Here is a 16,825-nt window from a genome sequence, read left to right as displayed (position 1 = left end):
ATGACGCTACGCCAATCTCGATCCTTTTTGGGCGCCGTTGCGCAAGCACGATCTCAAGCCGAAAAGCCGTTCCCGTTCATGGTAGAGGCTGCAGGAAGGGAGAGCCTTACTGACTATATTGCGAGCGCCAAACCCATGATCGAGCGGTTGCTCGTCGAGCACGGCGCGATTTTGTTCCGCGGATTCGCCGTGAGCGAGGCGACCGACTTCAGTGCGGCTCTCGCCCAGCTCGAGCCCAACATCCTAACCTACACTGAGCGCTCCTCGCCGCGCACCGCGGTTGCCGAGAAGGTCTACACCTCCACGGACCACCCGGCGCACCAGAAGATCGCCATGCACAGCGAGCAGTCCTACACTTTAAATTGGCCTTGCCTGATTAGCTTCTTTTGCCGCAAGAAGGCCGCGAGCGGCGGCAATACACCGATAGCCGACAATCGCAAGATCCTCTCGGCCCTATCCGAGCCTCTGCGCTCCAAGTTTCTTGAATATGGCGTGATGTACCGGCGCGTCTACACCCCGGGTCTCGGCATCGACTGGCGCACTGCGTTCCAGACCGAAGATAAGGCGACAGTGGAAGCGTTCTGCGAGTCTCGGGGCATCAGCCTGACCTGGGAAGATGACGATCGCCTACGCACCACACAGCTACGCTCGGCCTTTCAGAAGCACCCGGTCACGGGCGAGCTTGTCTGGTTCAACCACGCGCTGTTTTTCATGTGACGAGTCTCGAGCCCGGCCTCGCCGAGGCGCTCATCGACGCGGTCGGCTTGCAGAACGTTCCCACCAATACGTGCTTCGGGAACGGAGAGGCGTTCTCCGCCGACGACCTCGCACTACTACGCGGCGCCGTTGACGAGGCCACCGTAGAGTTCGACTGGCAGGGGGGCGACATACTCCTGCTCGACAACATGCTCTCGCAACACGGCCGCGACTCGTTCACCGGCGAGCGGGAGGTGCTCACGCTGATGGCGGGTCCGTACGCCGACCGCGCCGCGCCCTTACGTGCTCCCCACCAAGGATGAACCAGCATGGCGAGACAACCGTTTCCCCAATCGCCCATCACGCTGATCAAGGCTCCCGCCTCGCCGTTGGTTAGCACTCATGTCGATACCGAGACCGCCTTCCTCGCGATCATCCCGCGCGGCGCCGGGAGTCGCACTCGCCGACTTCGTCTGCCGGCATGCCTCCGACCTGGAAGCCGAGCTCGAGCGCTCCGGTGGGCTCCTCTTCACCGGCTTCTCCGTAAACAATGCCGCCGAGTTCCGTGCGGCGGTACTCGCCTTCGGTGCCGAAACACTGCCTTATATGGAACGCGCGGCGGTACGCCGGGAGGTCGTCGATGGGGTCTTCACCTCAACTGAGTTCTCCTCCTCGAGTTGGATCGACCTCCACCACGAGATGTCCTTCGCTCGCCGCATACCGGCGCGGATATTCTTCTTTGCCGAGGAGGTAGCCGCTAAGGGTGGTGAAACGCCGGTCGCCGACGAGCACAGAACCACCGCCGCCATTGACTCCGCAGTGCGCGACGAATTCCTAACGCGGGGCCTCATCTACGTACGCAACTTCCGACCCGAGATCGATATGGACTGGCAATCCGCGTTTCAAACTTCCAGCCGCGATGACGTCGAGCGCTACTGCCAGGCAAATGGCATCCGCTGTGAGTGGATCTCATGGGACCACCTGCGCACCGAGCAGCCTCAGGCCGGTTTCCTGCGCAGCCGCATCACCGGCGAACGCCTATTCTGCAACCATGCGCACATTTTCCACCCCGCCGCTATGGACAACGACCTTCGCGAGGCGCTCGTAGACGCTTACGGCGAGGACGGCCTGCCACGCAACGTCCTGTTCGGCGATGGCGCGCCGATTCCCGACCAGATGGTGCGGCACCTGCGCCTGGTCTATGCGCGTGCGGCACACGCTTTCACATGGAAGAAGGGCGACGTAATGATGCTTGACAATGCCCGCTGCCTGCACGGCCGCGCGCCCTTCGAGGGAGCTCGCACCGTTCTCGTTAGTATGACCGGCCTCTTGGAAAGGGATGTTTGAGATGAACACGATACTGCACCCCCACCCCGTCGGAAACGACACCGACCGCGTCCCCGCGCGCCCCTGCAGAGCGCCGCATTCCGCGCTTATTCCGCTGGCGAACTCAACCATCCCGTGGTGATGGTCGGGTGGACAAGACCACCTGCCGTGAGCAACGTTCGTAGCGCACTCGATGCAGCCGTCTCGCGCCATCCGACCTTCGGGACGCGGATCATGCCACCGACGGTGGACACCGCGCCGCTACAGGTTGCACGCGGTGGCCGCGTGGTCGTGACCGAGCACGACAACGAAGACGCGTTCGAGGCCAGCTTGGCAAAACGGTTCCACCCAAGCGACGACACGGCGCTCGCTATCCACTTCCTGCGTTCCGAGGACGGTATCGGCCGACTCGCACTCGCGACGCCGCCTTACGTCAGCGATGTCGATGGCCTCCTGCTACTTCTGACAGAGAAGGAGCCGCACGAGGACCTGAGCTATTGGCACTTTTCAGAGTGGTGTCGCGGGCAGGTAATAGCGGGAACGACCGAGGTGTCCCACGATAGCTCGGTCGACCTCCTAACATCCCCAAACTCGGCGCGGCGCCTCATGCGTGCCGTCCGACGCATAGAGACCAGTGCCCCTGCTGCTCTCAAGGGGACGGTCACCACAATCGCCTGCCTCGCACCCTACCTGCAGGCTGCCGACGACGGAACCGTGCAGGTGTCCCTTTCCGTCGACGGTCGCCTGTTCGACGAGTTTGCGGCTGTCGCCGGACCATTCCGCTGTCGCGTACCGCTACGGATCCCACACGCTGCCCTGCAGTCGGTCGACCGTACAGGCCAGGTCGTCATGGAGGCCATCGCCGCCTACGAGGAGGCCGCTCAGCTTGGCGCTCTCGGCGCACACGGTGCGCCGCGCTGCCTCGTAGCCTGCATTGAGTTCGGCCGGTTGGCACACCCCTTTACGGATGCGGATATCTCGGTACGTCTGCCGGAGATCGCGCAAATTGGCGTCACCCTATTGGCCGGACCCGACGCGACAAGCGTCCTCGTTGAAACCGACCTCGCCGGGGTGGACGAGAACGCTGCCGGGCGCCTCGCCGGCGCGATTGCAACCGCCCTCGGCACCGCGGCTACAGGCACAGACGCTCCGCTCGCCGAGATTGCAGGACAGCAGCCGCCGGATTTTGCCCCACCGAGATTCTCTGAACGTAACCTCATCGACCTATACGCGGATGCGGTGAGTCGCTTCGCACACCGAACCGCTGTCATCGCAGAGGGCACGGCAACACGCTTCGCCGAGCTTGACGGGCACGTCACCGCGCTCGCTGCGGCGTTGGTCGAACGGGGGACTGTGGGCGACCGCGTTCTCATCCTCGCAGACCGTTCGCTCGACGCGATTGTCGCGATGTTCGGCGTGCTGCGGGCAGGCATGGTCTGTGTGCCCATCCTACCGGATAGCCCGGATCATCGCGTCGCGGATATCGCGCGCCTTGCCTCGGCAACGCACGCCGTCGCGCAGCTCGACAGCATTGAGAGGGCCAACCGGGTAATGCCAGGCAAAGTTCTGCCGGCGTTGGGCCATCCACCGAACCTTGCGCCCTCAGTAGCACCCGCTCCAACCGACACGGCCTACCTACTCTTCACGTCTGGCACGACAGGCACACCGAAGGGAGTAGCGGTCGCACACCACTCGGTGGCAAACCTAGTCGACGCGCTCGATGCGACCATCTACGCCCGCACGAAAGCGCCGCTTCGAATTTCGCTCAATGCGCCCCTCGCCTTCGACGCCAGCATGAAGCAGCTTTTCCAGCTCACCCGCGGCCGTACTCTCGTCGTCGTTCCGCAGTCCGTTCGGCGAGACCCCGAAGCATTGGCGGCGTTTGTGCACACCGAGCAGCTCAACGTTCTCGACGCCACACCGACCATCCTAGATGCGATGATCGAGCACGGGTTCGGCACCTCAGCGGAAGGCCTCCCCGAACGCATTCTGATCGGGGGGGAACCGATCAGCCAGTCACTCTGGGACACCGTCGCAAGCTGGGCAAGTTGTGAGGCATGGAACGTCTACGGTCCGACGGAAGCGACAGTAAACACGCTCGTCGCCCGTATCGGCGAGAAAGGCTACGTTAACCTCGGAGCACCGTTACCCAACATGTCCATCGCGGTCGTCGACGAACACGGGTACGAGGTTCCTGCCGGCGCGGTCGGCGAACTGCTAATATCTGGCGCTGGCGTCGCGCAGGGCTATATCGGAGCCTCGGCGGCTGAATCAGCGAAGTTCATCAAAGCCCCATCGGGGGGCAGGGCCTACCGGTCCGGCGATCTCGTACGCCGCCTGGCCGACGACAGCCTTGCCTTTGTCGGGCGCAACGACGATCAGGTGAAAATCGGGGGCCAGCGCCTGGAGCTAGGTGAGATCCGTCACCGCCTTGAGCAGCATCCGTTGGTGCAGCGAGCAGCCATAGTACTCGACGATCGAGACGAAGGTGCGCCGCGCATCGTGGCGGCGGTAACCTCCGCCGGAGCGCACGCTCCGGACGATGGAACGCTCTACGTCGACCTTCCGAACGGACTACGCGTCGCGAGCGTCAACGCCAACGAGACGCACTACCAGTACAAGGAGATCTTCGAGGACAAGATCTACACCGACCCACAGCTCCCGTATCCGTCGGGCGCGGTCGTATTCGATGTCGGCGCCAATATTGGCATGTTCACGATCTTCGTTGCTCAGCATGTGCCTGAAGCGCGGATTTATGCCTTCGAGCCGCTCACCCCTATCCGCGAGCGCCTCGCCCGCAACGTGGCGGCGTACGCCCCAAAGACCACTATCCTCCCCTGCGCCCTCGCGAGTAAGCAGGGCGAAACCGAATTTACCTACTACCCCGGTTATTCGATGATGTCGGGGCGATCTCAGGACGCCGATGCCGGCGCCGAGATGTCGGTCATCGAGACGTTTCTATCCAACTCCGCGGTGAAGGGCGACGAAAACGCCTCGATCCTGCGCGAAAATTTGGACGAACTGTTGCAGGGCCGCTTCGACGGCGAGACGCACATATGCGAGCTACGCCGCCTGTCCGATGTCATAGACGAGCTCGGTATCGAGCGCATCGACCTCCTCAAGATCGATGTGCAACGGGCCGAGCTTGACGTCCTTTATGGCATTGAGCCCCGCCATTTCTCAATCATCCGCTCGGTCGCTCTTGAGATCCACGACGATCCGGACGGCAGCACCTCCGGGCGAGTTCAGGTTATCTCAGAGCTGCTAAAGGACAGGGGTTTCGAGGTCCGCGTTACTCAGGACGAACTCCTACGCGGCACTGACCGCTGGAACTGCGTCGCGGTCCGCCGTGACGGCTCCTACAGCTGCGCCGATGCGGCAAACTTCTCCCAGTCGCTGCCCGCTGCAACCACTGCGGACTCCGCTTCATTACACCAGTTTCTCGCTGCCCACCTTCCGGCCTATATGCTGCCCTCCCCAATCATCGTCCTCGACGACCTGCCGATGACGCCGCAGGGGAAGCTCGACCACACGGCGCTTTTCGCCCGCATCGATGCAGTAGAGGCGGCGAAAGCACGCTCTTCCAGGGCGTCATGCGGCATTCCGAATCAGCCGGAGCAAGAGATCGCCAGCGCGACGGCATCTACTGCGCGTAAGCGGCAGACTCTGCTTCAGATCTGGCGTCGCGTTCTACGCAAGCCCGATCTCAGGGAGACGGACAACTTCTTCCACAATGGCGGCGATTCGATTCGAGCTATCATGATGCAGTCGCAAGCTCGTAAAGCCGGCATTTCAATTAACCTCGCCGCGCTGAACGCGACGCCAACCGTCGCCGGTCTCCTCGCCAAAGACGAGCCGGCGTCAGCCGACCATTCCGCGCCGCGTCACGCTATGCTCGAGCTATGGCGCAAGGTGCTACGCAACCCCGAGTTTGACGAGAGCGATAACTTTTACCTGAAGGGCGGTGACTCCATCCGCGCGATCATGCTGCAGTCGCAGGCCCGCAAGGCAGGCTTCCCGTTCAGCCTAAAGACGCTCAACGAGCATCCGGTCTTCACCGATTTTTGCGCTGCCGTCCTTAGGAGTAGACCGCCCCAGAGCGAGGTCAATATACACAAGCTGGCGCCCACTACAGACGGTACGGCCTGGACGCCGTCGAGTCTGCAGCAGGCCATGTTACTCGCTACCCTTACGCGCGGCGACGCCCGGATCTACCACAATGCGACGGTGACACCAGTGCGGGCGCCCTTCGATGCTGAACGCTTTAGCGAGGCAGTCGCGGCAATGCGGCGAGCTCACCCCGTGCTTGCGGCACGCGTCCTTATCGGCGAGGCCGGTCTCACGTTAGTCTTCGACCACCGCCTCGTCTACCGACCGGTGCAGGTCGAGGATCTATCCGCGCTTGACGAAGCCGAGGCTGACCGGATCGTTACAGACGCGGTTTTCCGCGAGCGCGACCGCCACTTTGCTCCGACCGAGGGCGACCTCGTGCGCTTCTCCGTCTTCATCCGCGCCCCGTCCCGTTTTGATGTCATCGTCGCAGAGCATCACGCGGCGCTCGACGGCATGAGCCTTAACGCTATGATCGCCGAGCTCGTCCACCGTTATCAGGGCCGGTCGTTTGCCCCGACCTCAGACATCGCGGTGTTTGAAGCCCTGGCACAGAATATAGCGGAGACTTCAACCAGCCAGGCCAGCGCAACCTTCTGGCGCAGTGCCTTCGCTAGCCGTCCCGAGCCCGAGCCCGAGCCACTTACAGTACCCCGCGGCCCCAACGACATCGCAGACATGCGTCAAGTCGACGTCTGCGTCTCATACGAGGCGAATGCTGCGCTCGCGGCGGCTTCTCAACAACTTGGCGCGTCACGTAAAGCCCTCCTCTTCGCGCTTCACGCGCGTGCGCTGAATCGCTTGCGCGGGCCCATCTCGAGCCTCGGTGTCGTCACCTCGTTACGGCCGGAAGTCTACGGTAGTGAGAACGCCGTTGGGATGTTCCTCAACGTCCTACCAGTCCCCGTTGAGGGAACGGAGATTGCAGAAATTGCAGTGGCTTTCGATCACTTCGATCAGAAGGCCTTCGCGCACAAGGCGGTCTCGCAAGAACGGCTGCGCGAGTGGGTCGGGGCCCACGCATTGATCGACTCTATCTTCAATTTCATCCAGTTCCCAGAACCGGATGCGGCGGCCGGCGATGTATACGAATCTGAAAGGCGCTATTTCGCGGTGGATGCCTACGTACCGCTCGCCATCGACTGGGACATGTCCGGCGGGCGTTTAGCGGTCGGCTTTCAGTATGACCACAATCGGCTTGATGACGACTTCGCCGAGGCGCTCGCCACCGCAATCAGGGCGGAAGTCGCCGGCCTCCCCAGTGCAGCCCACGGAGCGGGGAACCGCATCCACAACATCCTTCGAGACTTTGGCCTCGAGCCCTCGGACCGGCAGCAGGCTTTGTCGGCAGCCGGGCTCGGCTCTCTCGACCGGCTCCGTCTTGCCGGCGCACTGAAGGCGGTGGCCCGCCGCCGCCTGGATGTCGTCACCTTCATGAGCCTGCGCACCGTCGGGGAGGTCCTTGACGCCATCGGGGGTGCGCGTGGAGAGCTTAGGGTCAAGCTCGTGGAGCTGTCGGCCACCCTTGCACACCCACATGCCCGGATCATCGGTTTCCCGCAGGCGGGCGCGGCAGCCTCGGCCTTCGACCCATGGTGCGAGCTTGTCTCGCCAGAGGTTGCAGTACATGCCCTACAAGCTCCTGATCCGGCGACCTTGGCCTCTGCCTCTTTCGAAACCCTCGTGACAGCGATCGCCGAGGCCGTCGAGGCGCTCACCGATGTCCCGTGCATCTTCGTCGGCAGCTCATTCGGTGCAATCCTCGCTTTTGAGACGGCGCTTCGACTCACACGTCGCCCCACGGCACTGTTCGTCGTTGGCTCCCCCGCTCCGACATTGGAGTTCGAGGCCCAACCTACCACCTGATGGACGACGCAGCGATCGATGCCCTTTTGCGCAAGATGCGGATGGCGACGGATGCGCTTCCCGAGGAAGCACTGCTGCGGGCAGGACGTGAGGCGCTACGCGCCATGTCTCGCCTTGCACAGAGCTATTCTCCAACTGGCGCGCCATTAGTCGACTGCAACATCGTTTCGGTCTGGCCGCGCGGAGACCGCTTGGTCACGGCCGAACACATGCAAGGATGGCAGACACTCGCCGGCTCCGAATATACGGCAGTCACGGTTAGCGGCGGCCATGCTGTTTTAGTTGAGGATCCCGAACGGCTCTACGCCGAATGCGGCATCGCATCACTGGTAGAACGGCTCCTAAGTCGTACGTCACCCGCTTGAGGATAGACCCCAAGTGTGTCTCTCGTTACCTATGAAAAGCCGCGCTCCAAAGAAGCGACGGATCTGGACACGGGGAGGACTGGGTCCGCGCAATGACCGCCTATAGCGGAGGCAGGTCTCGTGCTCGTACGCAGCCGCTATACCGTTGCCGGCCACCACCCTGGCGCTCCCCCCGCAAGGATGCCGAGCACAGCTACGAGCGCTTGCTCGGCGCTTTGACACCGCCTACCTCGACCACCACCAGGCCAGCTGGGATGGTTACGTCGAGGTGCGCGGCAACCGCTAGCACCGGAAAATAGCTGCAGGACCACCCCGCAAAAGCGGGGCTTTATATGCATCATCAACAAAACCTACAAAAGGTACTCACTAGAACGGGATATCGTCGTCGAAATCATCAACCGGCGGTTGTTGCTGCGGGGCTTGCCGCTGACCGCCGCCCTGGTTGCCACCGCTCGGCTGGCCGTAACCGTCATCGTACTGCGGCGGCTGTTGTTGGGTTTGATAGCCTCCGCCACCGCCCCCTCCACCACCGCTGCCTCCGCGGCCGTCGAGCATTTGCATTTCGCTGGCGACAATCTCGGTGGTGTAGCGGTCGCGGCCTTCGCGATCCTGCCATTTGCGAGTCCGCAGGCTACCTTCCAGATAGACTTTGGAGCCTTTCCGCAGATACTCCCCGGCGATTTCTGCCAAACGGTTGAAGAACACTACATTGTGCCACTCGGTACGCTCTTGCTGTTCGCCGGTTTGTTTATCGCGCCAGGTCTCGGAGGTCGCCACCGCGATGTTGGTTACCGCGCTTCCGCTGGGCATGTAGCGGACCTCCGGATCGCGTCCGAGGTTACCGATCAATATGACCTTATTCACGCCCCTGCTGGCCATGAAAGCCTCCTTGAGTTCAGAAAATGGAACTGAAGAACGCCGCCTTCAGCCTCCGAATACGAATGTGACGAGTTTAGCGCTATCGGCTGCTCAGCAACACTACTGTATATTATGACAGCTCTAATAACGAATAGTGCGCCGCCAGTAACAACAAGGGGCAGGCACTGTGTTGGTACCCGCCCCTGAACGCTGCGATTATAAATGCAGCAGGCTTAGCTTTGAGTAGCTTGATAATGCTGCATGAGGATTTCCGCCACTTCCGGGCGGGAGAATTCCGGCGGCGGAGCAATGCCCTGGCTGAGCATTTCCCGCACCTTGGTACCGGATAGGAGGACGAAGTCCTCTTTGCTGTGGTCCGGCGCTTCGTTCATCATAACCACGCGGTCGAGCTTCTTCGAGTAGGCGGTGTGATCGGCACGGAAGATGTCGATTTCCAAGGCGCCGGCCGGAACCTGCTCGTCGAAAATCGTCTGCGCGTCGAACGGCCCATAATAGTCGCCCACACCCGCGTGATCGCGCCCGACGATCAAGTGCGTGGCCCCCATGTTCTGGCGGAACACGGCGTGCAGCACGGCCTCCCGCGGGCCAGCATAGAGCATATCGAAGCCGTAGCCGGTAATCATGGCCGTGTTGGGCGGGAAATATACTTCTACCATTTTGCGGATGCAGGCATCGCGCACCGGAGCCGGAATGTCGCCGGGCTTGAGCTTACCAAGCAGCATATGGATCACAATACCGTCCGCCCCTAGGCGCTCTTGGGCCATGCGGCACAGCTCTTCGTGCGCGCGGTGCATCGGGTTGCGGGTCTGAAAGGCAACCACTTTGTTCCAGCCGCGCTCTTTGATTTCGTTGCGGATTTCGACGGCGGTGCGGAAAGTATCCGGGAAGTCGGTCTGGAAGTAGCTGAAGTTCAACACCTCGATCTTGCCCGACAACAGTTTATTACCCAGGCCTTTAAAGGTCGCCACGCCCGGGTGCTCCGGGTCGAGGGTGCCGAAGATTCTCTCGGCCATGAAGTCGATCTGCTCGGCGCTGACATCCTCGATGGCGTCGACGTCCATAACCGCCAGCACAGGATTGCCTTCGACGTTGGGATCGCGCAGGGCAATGCGCTTGGCGCCTTCGATACCGCTGACATCCTGGGTGAGGTTAACGACCGGCACCGGCCAGAACAATCCGTCGGTGGTCTGGAGCTTTTCGGCCACGCTCAGCGCATCGGCCAGGTTCATGTAACCTTCCAGCGGATTGAAGTAGCCGCCGCCGAGCATCACGGCATTAGCGGCAGCGGCCGAGTTCAGCAGCAAGGAAGGCAGACTTTCTGCCTCCGCAACCAGCGCGTGATGACGCTCCGTGTCGTAAACGAACAAAGGCTTGAGTTGATCGGATCCGTGGGGTTTGATCATTCGTGTTTATCTCCCGTTTAGCTGGCAACAACCTTGCCGCTGGCCTGGCCGATGATGCCCCTCTGTTCGAGCAACTCGAGTAGCAGGGTCACTTCTTCTTCCAAGCTCATTTCCTGGCTCTTGAGTACGATTTCCGGCTTGAGCGGCGGCTCGTAGGGGTCATCGATACCGGTAAAGTTTTTGATCTCGCCGGCACGCGCTTTTTTGTACAACCCTTTCGGGTCGCGCCGCTCGGCCTCTTCCAGCGGCACATCGACGAAGACTTCAATGAAATCCATGTCTCCAGCCTCGTGCAAAGCGCGGACGTTATCGCGGTCTTCCCGGTAGGGGCTGACGAAACTGGACAGCACGATCACGCCGGTGTCGACGAAGAGCTTGGCGACCTCGCCAATGCGACGGATATTTTCGGCCCGGTCCTCGGCAGAGAAACCCAGGTTTTTGTTGATACCCATACGCACGTTGTCGCCGTCGAGCCGGTAGGTGAGGTGCCCGCGTTCGGTCAGCACCTTCTCCAAAGCAACAGCCACCGTACTCTTGCCACTTCCGGAGAGTCCGGTAAACCACAGCGTGGCGCCTTTTTGGCCTAGCAGGCGATTGCGTTCAGCGCGCGTCACTTCTCCCTCGTGCCAGTGCACGTTGGTCGCTTTTTGTTCTGCCATGTCATCGCTCTCCATTGTTGTCAGGCCGTTGATACGACGCCTACCAGGTGTTCCGACCTCTCGTCGAGCGGCGCAGCACACCGAAGGAGTCGGCCTCCCTGTTAGCGTTCTGCCAGGGAGGCCCGAACACCCTTGCCCGCTCTCCGAGGACAAATAATGCCGTGCATTTTACATTACGCTCAGCGCCTTATAACGGCGCTAGATATAACGTTACGGTCTATCGTTATGCGGGCTTACCGCTTAACGTCGCCAATAACCGCTTCCGCCAATTCTGTCTGCACCGGTGCGGACAATCCCCGGGCCAGAAAGAACCAGCCCAGAGCTATCACGCCACAGAAGGCGAACACACCTTCGATGCCAAGCCCCGTATACAGTCCGCCACCGGCCACACCGCCCACGAAAGCGCCGAAGAACTGCGAGGTTGAATAAACGCCCATGGCCGCCCCTTTCGCTTCCAGCGGCGCATAACGGGACACCATGGAAGGCAAACTGGCCTCAAGCGTGTTAAATGCGACGAAATACAGCCAAAGGGCGAACCAAAGCCAAGCAACGCCAGCGGTAACGGAAAACGCCAAAAGGAACGACGCCGCGGCTAACATTAGTACGACATAACCCAATAGGCGGTGCATTTGCCGACGCCGCTCACCGAGCGCCAACAGAGGCACCATGCCGACCACAGAAGCCAGGAGTACGGGGATATACACCCGCCAGTGCGCATTGTCCGCCACACCCAACTGATCGCGTAAAGCAATCGGCATAACGACAAAGCTCGCGGTCAGTATTAAATGCAGTACGAAAATCCCACTGTCCAGCCGAAACAGGTTCGGCTCTTTAAACACGGCCCATAGCCGCCCTTGCTCCGACACAGCCATACCCGCCGCGCCGGCGCCTGCTCCGGCGTCGGCACCAGAAGATACATCACCCCGATACCCGCCAGGGCCATCACCGCCGTAAACCAAAACACACCGGACAAGCCCCACCAACCGGCGATGACGGGGCCCAGCATCAAGGCCAATAGGAATGAAAAGCCGATACTTATGCCTATTACCGCCATGATTTTGGTGCGCTGCGAATCGCGCGTCAGATCTGCCGCCATTGCCATCGCCGCTGCCGCGACCGCGCCCGTCCCCTGTAGCGCACGACCGGCGATAACGCCGTAGATACTTTCGGAGAGAGCTGCGACAACGCTACCCAACGCAAACAAAAGCAAGCCGGCGACGATCACAGGGCGCCGCCCCCAACGATCGGAGGCCATACCGAGCGGTATCTGCAATAGAGCTTGCGTTAGACCATACGCGCCGATGGCCAAGCCGATCATCATCGGCGTCGCGCCCGCCAGTTCGTGCGCATACAGTGCGAATACGGGCAGGACGAGAAACAGCCCCAGCATCCGCATCGAAAAAACGGAGGCGAGGCCCAAAGTAGCGCGACGCTCGCGGGCGGTCATCGGGTTGCGCGGGGTTTGCCTGGTTGAACTCACGAATTGATTTCCGGCGCTAGCCAGAGCCGAACTCTGGGCGCTTGTCAGTTGCATCAGTGGATATTTGGTCGCGGGCTTTCCGTCGAGAGGAGAAAACACCACGAAAGCCAAGCTGCGGTGCAGTATACTATCAGGTCGCCGAAACGACGGGAAACTGCATGGAAACAATCCGCATACAAGGCGCTCGCACGCACAATCTACAGAATATCGATCTGGAGCTGCCGCGCGATAAACTCATCGTACTGACCGGCCTATCCGGCTCGGGCAAGTCCTCGCTGGCCTTCGACACCATCTACGCCGAAGGTCAGCGTCGCTACGTCGAATCGCTCTCGGCTTATGCCCGCCAGTTTCTGTCCATGATGGAAAACCGGACGTCGACCATATCGAAGGGCTCTCGCCGGCTATTTCCATCGAACAGAAGTCGACTTCGCATAACCCGCGCTCGACGGTAGGCACGGTTACCGAGATCTACGACTATCTGCGCCTTCTCTATGCGCGGGCAGGTAAACCGCACTGTCCGGAGCATGGCGTAAGCCTGGATGCGCAAACCGTCAGCCAGATGGTCGACCAAATTCTGGCCCTGCCGGAAGGCAGCAAAATCATGCTGCTAAGCCCCTTGATCGACGACCGCAAGGGCGAGCATGTTCATATCATGAGCGAACTACGTGCCCAAGGCTTTGTGCGGGCACGCATCGACGGACACATCGTCGAGCTGGATCAACCGCCGCCGCTCGACCCCAAGCGCAAACATACCATCGAGGCGGTGGTGGACCGCTTTAAAGTCCGCCCGGACTTGGCCACACGGCTCGCAGACTCGTTGGAAACCTGTTTGTCGCTGTCTAACGGTTTAGCGCGAATTGCCTGGATGGATGAACCGGAGCGCGACGAACTGCTTTTCTCCTCGCGCTACGCCTGCCCGATCTGCGGCTACAGTTTAACCGAGCTCGAACCCCGGCTGTTCTCCTTTAACAATCCCAAGGGCGCCTGTCCTAGTTGTGACGGCCTTGGAGTCAAGCAATTCTTCGACCCGGCTCGCGTGGTAACTCAAGCGCATTTAAGCGTGGCGGACGGCGCGATACGAGGCTGGGATCGGCGAAATAACTACTATTTCCAGATGATCACCAGCCTGGCCACGGCTTACGAGTTCGATATCGAGACACCGTTCGAAACGCTACCGAAAGAGATAAAACAGATCCTATTGTACGGCAGCGGCAAACAGGCAATCGACTTTCGGTACGTCAACAGCCGCGGAGAGGTGAAGGTTCGTAAACACCCCTTCGAAGGCATTCTGCCCAACATGGAGCGCCGCTACCGGGAAACCGATTCGAACCTGGTACGGGAGGACTTAGCGCGGTATTTGAGCAATCGCCCTTGCCCCGACTGTCAAGGAACGCGGTTAAATCAGGGGGCTCGTCATGTCTACGTGGCAAGCCGTAGCCTGCCCGAGATTTCCGCCCTACCTGTGGGCCAGGCCTTAGCTTTTTTCGAGGGCCTGGAACTAGCGGGCGCCAGAGGCGAGATAGCCGCAAAGATCATCAAGGAAATTAATGAGCGGCTGAGTTTCTTAGTCAATGTCGGCCTGGATTACCTCACCCTCCACCGCAGTGCCGATACGCTTTCGGGCGGCGAAGCTCAACGTATCCGCTTAGCCAGCCAAATTGGTGCGGGCTTAGTCGGCGTTATGTATGTCTTGGACGAGCCCTCGATCGGTCTTCATCAACGGGACAACGAGCGGCTGTTAGCCACCCTGATCCACCTACGCAATCTTGGTAATACGGTCATCGTCGTCGAACACGACGAGGATGCCATTCGCGCGGCCGACTACGTCGTCGATATGGGGCCGGGGGCTGGGGTGCATGGCGGGCAGATCGTGGCACAAGGTGCAGTAGCCGCCATCGAGCGCAACCCCCGTTCGCTCACAGGGCAGTATCTTTCCGGAGCACGAGAGATCGCCGTTCCCATCGAGCGGCGTCAGCCCACTCCAGGCAAGGCATTACGGATAAAGGGCGCAAGTGGTAACAACCTTAAACACGTCGACACGGAAATCCCTGCCGGTTTACTAACCTGCATCACGGGGGTTTCCGGTTCAGGCAAGTCAACGCTGATCAACGATACGCTGTATCGCTTTGCCGCGCGCGAACTCAACCGCGCCAGCGAAGCACCCGCTCCCTGTCTCGCCATCGACGGCTTGGATTTGTTCGATAAAGTCGTCGATATCGATCAAAGCCCGATTGGCCGTACACCGCGCTCGAACCCGGCCACCTATACCGGCTTATTCACCCCGATCCGGGAACTGTTTGCTGGCGCCCCTGAAGCAAGAGCACGTGGCTATCAGCCCGGCCGCTTTAGCTTCAACGTCAAAGGCGGTCGCTGCGAAGCCTGCCATGGCGATGGTGTCATCAAAGTCGAGATGCACTTCCTACCGGATGTCTACGTCCCCTGCGACGTCTGCAAAGGTCGGCGCTATAACCGCGAAACCTTGGAGATTCGCTATAAGGGCAAAACCATCGACGAAGTGCTGGATATGACCGTAGAGGACGCCCTTGAGTTCTTCAGCGCGATTCCAGTGCTCAAACGCAAGCTGGAAACCCTGATGGACGTAGGGCTGAGCTATATCAAGCTAGGCCAGAACGCGACAACGCTCTCCGGCGGCGAAGCGCAGCGAGTAAAGCTTGCCCGAGAATTGTCTAAGCGCGACACCGGCAAGACGCTCTACATACTGGATGAACCGACGACGGGCCTACATTTTTACGACATCGAGCAATTGCTTAGCGTCTTGCACCGGCTACGCGACCATGGCAATACCGTGATTGTGATCGAACACAACTTGGATGTGATTAAAACAGCCGATTGGATACTCGACCTTGGCCCCGAAGGCGGTGACGGCGGCGGAGAGATTATTGCCTATGGCACGCCGGAAACCGTAGCGGACACACCGAGCTCCTATACGGGCCGTTTTCTCAAACCCATCTTGGAGAAAGCCCGCCGAAGCATCCCCAAAAAGAAGGCGCCCTAGGGCGCCTTCTTTTTCTTTCGCGAATCGTACGTATCGCTTACGGCAACAAGTGGCTAACGCCGTCGCGCTCTTCTTTCAGCTCCTGTTCGGTAACCGTCATCCGCTCGCGGCTGAACTCGCTGATTTCCAGACCTTGCACAATTTCGTACTTACCGTCTTTAACGGTGACCGGGAAGGAGTAAATAAGCCCCTCCTCGATGCCGTAGCTGCCGTCGGACGGAATACCCATGCTGGTCCAATCGCCGTCCTCGGTGCCTAGCGCCCAAGTGCGCATGTGGTCGATCGCAGCGGACGCCGCCGATGCAGCACTGGACTGCCCACGGGCCTTGATGATTGCCGCACCACGCTGTTGTACGGTCGGAATAAAGTCGTCGACCAACCAAGCCTCGTCGACCAAATCGGCAGCCGACTTACCGTTAACCAGCGCATTGCTGATATCAGGATACTGCGTCGCCGAATGGTTGCCCCAAATCGTCATTTTCTTGATGTCGTTGGAATGGCAGCCGGCTTTGTTAGCCAATTGCGCCAGAGCACGGTTGTGATCCAACCGCGTCATGGCGGTGAAACAACGCGGATCGAGGTCCGGCGCATTACGCTGAGCGATCAAAGCATTGGTGTTTGCCGGGTTGCCAACGACCAAAACGCGAACGTTTCGGCTAGCTACATCGTTCAGTGCTTTACCCTGAGCGGAGAAAATCGCTGCATTAGCTTCCAACAGGTCTTTACGCTCCATACCCGGACCGCGCGGACGCGCACCGACCAGTAGCGCATAATCAGCGTCCTTGAACGCCTCCTCCGCTTTATCGCTAGTCGTAATGCCAGCCAACAGCGGGAACGCGCAGTCCTCAAGCTCCATCACAACGCCGCGCAACGCTTCCAACGCCGGAGTAATCTCTAGCAGTTGTAAGATAACCGGCTGATCCTTACCCAGCATATCGCCAGCGGCGACCCGAAACAGTAAGCTATAACCGATCTGCCCAGCCGCGCCAGTGACGGCAACCCGTACAGGTGCTTTCATCGACAAT

At 60.4% G+C, this 16,825-nt stretch carries 11 protein-coding genes and 1 pseudogene; 6 read left to right on the top strand and 6 right to left on the bottom strand.

The features are described 5' to 3' along the window. The 5 genes from CAI21_RS06310 to CAI21_RS06290 all read left to right on the top strand — a co-directional run bounded on the left by CAI21_RS06310 (nucleotide 1) and on the right by CAI21_RS06290 (nucleotide 8,363). Nucleotides 1-717 carry a TauD/TfdA family dioxygenase gene (locus CAI21_RS06310; RefSeq protein ID WP_181919288.1) on the top strand — a complete coding sequence of 239 codons (717 nt, stop codon included), beginning with the start codon at nucleotides 1-3 and terminating at the stop codon, nucleotides 715-717. Then, the gene (locus tag CAI21_RS06305) at nucleotides 714-1,019 is read left to right on the top strand and encodes a TauD/TfdA family dioxygenase (RefSeq protein ID WP_181919287.1); all 306 of its coding nucleotides are present in this window, start codon (nucleotides 714-716) and stop codon (nucleotides 1,017-1,019) included. Before CAI21_RS06310 ends, CAI21_RS06305 begins: the two co-directional genes overlap by 4 nt. Nucleotides 1,020-1,098: 79 nt before the next feature. Then, nucleotides 1,099-2,043: a TauD/TfdA family dioxygenase gene (locus CAI21_RS06300; RefSeq protein ID WP_116301511.1), complete on the top strand. Its 945-nt coding sequence runs from the start codon at nucleotides 1,099-1,101 to the stop codon at nucleotides 2,041-2,043. Between the two features lie 147 nt (nucleotides 2,044-2,190). Continuing rightward, nucleotides 2,191-7,998, top strand: a complete 5,808-nt coding sequence (locus tag CAI21_RS06295; RefSeq protein WP_147305041.1) for a non-ribosomal peptide synthetase — start codon at nucleotides 2,191-2,193, stop codon at nucleotides 7,996-7,998. Then, nucleotides 7,998-8,363 carry a hypothetical protein gene (locus tag CAI21_RS06290; protein WP_116301509.1) on the top strand — a complete coding sequence of 122 codons (366 nt, stop codon included), beginning with the start codon at nucleotides 7,998-8,000 and terminating at the stop codon, nucleotides 8,361-8,363. The genes CAI21_RS06295 and CAI21_RS06290 overlap by 1 nt, the downstream gene beginning before the upstream one ends. A 366-nt stretch (nucleotides 8,364-8,729) precedes the next feature. On the opposite strand, the gene ssb is transcribed toward CAI21_RS06290, so the two are convergent. From ssb to CAI21_RS24655, 5 genes are all read right to left on the bottom strand, one after another. Beyond that, nucleotides 8,730-9,242, bottom strand: a complete 513-nt coding sequence (ssb, locus tag CAI21_RS06285; RefSeq protein WP_116301508.1) for a single-stranded DNA-binding protein — start codon at nucleotides 9,240-9,242, stop codon at nucleotides 8,730-8,732. Nucleotides 9,243-9,454: 212 nt separating this feature from the next. Further along, nucleotides 9,455-10,645, bottom strand: coding sequence for a sulfate adenylyltransferase (gene sat, locus CAI21_RS06280; protein WP_116301507.1), 1,191 nt, complete (start codon nucleotides 10,643-10,645; stop codon nucleotides 9,455-9,457). Between the two features lie 17 nt (nucleotides 10,646-10,662). Next, entirely contained in the window at nucleotides 10,663-11,304 is a 642-nt protein-coding gene (cysC, locus tag CAI21_RS06275; protein ID WP_116301506.1) for an adenylyl-sulfate kinase, read from the bottom strand. Between the two features lie 233 nt (nucleotides 11,305-11,537). Continuing rightward, nucleotides 11,538-12,062, bottom strand: coding sequence for an MFS transporter (locus tag CAI21_RS24660; RefSeq protein ID WP_258868904.1), 525 nt, complete (start codon nucleotides 12,060-12,062; stop codon nucleotides 11,538-11,540). Between the two features lie 23 nt (nucleotides 12,063-12,085). Continuing rightward, nucleotides 12,086-12,784 (bottom strand): MFS transporter, encoded by a 699-nt coding sequence (locus CAI21_RS24655; protein ID WP_258868903.1) that lies wholly within the window; start codon nucleotides 12,782-12,784, stop codon nucleotides 12,086-12,088. A gap of 158 nt (nucleotides 12,785-12,942) precedes the next feature. Between CAI21_RS24655 and uvrA the strand changes: the two are divergent. Further along, nucleotides 12,943-15,800, top strand: a pseudogene (gene uvrA, locus CAI21_RS06265) (excinuclease ABC subunit UvrA). A 37-nt stretch (nucleotides 15,801-15,837) separates the two neighbouring features. On the opposite strand, the gene CAI21_RS06260 reads toward uvrA, so the two are convergent. Beyond that, entirely contained in the window at nucleotides 15,838-16,818 is a 981-nt protein-coding gene (locus tag CAI21_RS06260) for a malate dehydrogenase (protein WP_116301505.1), read from the bottom strand. Between the last annotated feature and the right edge of the window lie 7 nt (nucleotides 16,819-16,825).

The sequence above is a fragment of the Alkalilimnicola ehrlichii genome (assembly GCF_003399765.1).
Taxonomy (GTDB): Bacteria; Pseudomonadota; Gammaproteobacteria; order Nitrococcales; family AK92; genus AK92.
This window is presented reverse-complemented; position numbering and strand designations above follow the sequence as displayed.